Source organism: Streptomyces sp. NPDC051452 (assembly GCF_044454765.1).
Classification (GTDB): Bacteria; Actinomycetota; Actinomycetes; order Streptomycetales; family Streptomycetaceae; genus Streptomyces.
Genome location: NZ_JBITEB010000047.1, coordinates 1 through 1,734 on the forward strand (window position 1 = coordinate 1; position 1,734 = coordinate 1,734).

The 1,734-nt window shown below is 71.6% G+C and carries 1 protein-coding gene; it reads left to right on the forward strand.

What is annotated here, in order from left to right; genetic code table 11:
• Nucleotides 1-1,734 (forward strand): condensation domain-containing protein (locus tag ACIBA9_RS38135; RefSeq protein ID WP_399370375.1); only part of this gene is annotated, 1,734 nt, incomplete at both ends.

The window sequence follows — 1,734 nt, forward strand, 5'->3', positions numbered from 1 at the left end:
TCTTCGTCCCACTCGACCACCTCCCCCACACCCCCAGCGGCAAAGTCGACCGCCGCGCCCTCCCCCAACCCCACACCCAGACAGCACAACTGGCCGCCGCCTACAGCGCCCCACGCACGGAGACCGAGCAAACCCTCGCCGCGATCTGGGCCGACGTCCTCGGCGTCGAGAAGGTCGGCATCCACGACAACTTCTTCGAGCTCGGCGGCGACTCCATCCTCTCCATCCAGGTCATCTCCCAGGCCCGCCAGGTGCTGGGGGCAGGGCTTTCGCCGCGGCTGCTCTTCGAGGCACCGACGGTCGCCGAGCTGGCGGTCGCCCTGACTCCCGAAAGCGAGGAAGCGGCCGCCGCCCCGGGGATCCCGTCGGTGCCGCGCGACGGTCTGCTGCCGATGTCCTTCGGTCAGCAGCGGCTGTGGTTCCTGGAGGACTTCAACGAGGGTGGAACCGAATACCACTCGGCCGTCGGCCTGCGGCTGACGGGCCCCCTGGATCCGGACGCGTTGCGCGCGGCGGTCGCCGACCTGGTGGCCCGGCACGAGGCGCTGCGGACGACGTTCGACGTGGTCGACGGCCGTGGCGTGCAGATCGTCCATCCCGTGCTGGAGCCGGAGTGGCGCGCCGAGGCGGCCGCGAGCGAACAGCGGCTGCGCGCACTGGCGCAGGAGGAGCTGACGCGTCCGTACGATCTGCGCCACGGCCCGCTGGTCCGGGTGCTGTTGGTGCGGCTCTCCGCCGACGAGCACGTGTGCGTCCTCGGCATGCACCACATCGTCACCGACGGCTGGTCCATGGGCGTGGTCGCCCGCGAGCTGGGCGAGCTGTACACGGCCCGCACCGAGGGCCGCGCGCCCCGGCTGCCCGAAGTCGCGGTTCAGTACCCGGACTTCGCCGCCTGGCAGCGCGCCCGCCTGGAGGAAGGCGGCCTGTTGGAGGAACAACTCGCCTGGTGGCGCGAACAGCTCAAGGGCATCAGTCCGCTGGAGCTGCCCACCGACCGGCCGCGCCCGGCCGTCCGCTCGTCGAAGGGCGGTGTGCAGGGCTTCGAGGTGCCGGCCGCCACCGTGGACGGGCTCAAGGAGCTGGCTCGCACCAAGGGCGCGACCCTCTTCATGGCGCTGACGGCGGCCGTCAAGACGGTCTTCGCCCGCTACACCGGGCAGGAGGACATCGCGGTCGGCACCGCGTCCGCCGGCCGGGCCGGCGCGGGTCTTGAGCACCTGGTCGGCTTCCTCGTCAACACGGTCGTACTGCGTTCGCACATCGACCCGGACATGCCCTTCGGCACCCTGCTCGGGCAGGTGCGGGAGACCGTGCTCGACGCGTTCGCCCACGAGGACGTGCCGTTCGAGCGTCTGGTGGAGGCGGTGCAGCCGGAGCGTGACACGAGCCGCACCCCACTCGTGCAGGCGATGGTGGTGCTCCAGAACGCGCCCGGTGTGTACCCGGGCCTCGGCGAGGTCGGTGTCGGTGAGTACCCGTTGGAACGGGACTCGGCGCTGTTCGACCTGACCATCGAGTTCCAGGAGTACGAGGGCGGACTGCGGGCGCTTGTCGAGTACAGCGCCGAGCTGTTCGACGCGTCGACCGTCGCTCGCTTCGGGGAGCATCTGAACACGCTGCTCGCCGCCGCCGTGGCCGATCCGGAGCGGCCGGTGTCGGCGGTGCCGATGCTGGCGCCGGGTGAGCGGGAGCGGCTGGTGCGGGACTGGGCGGTGACACCGGGAGTCCCCG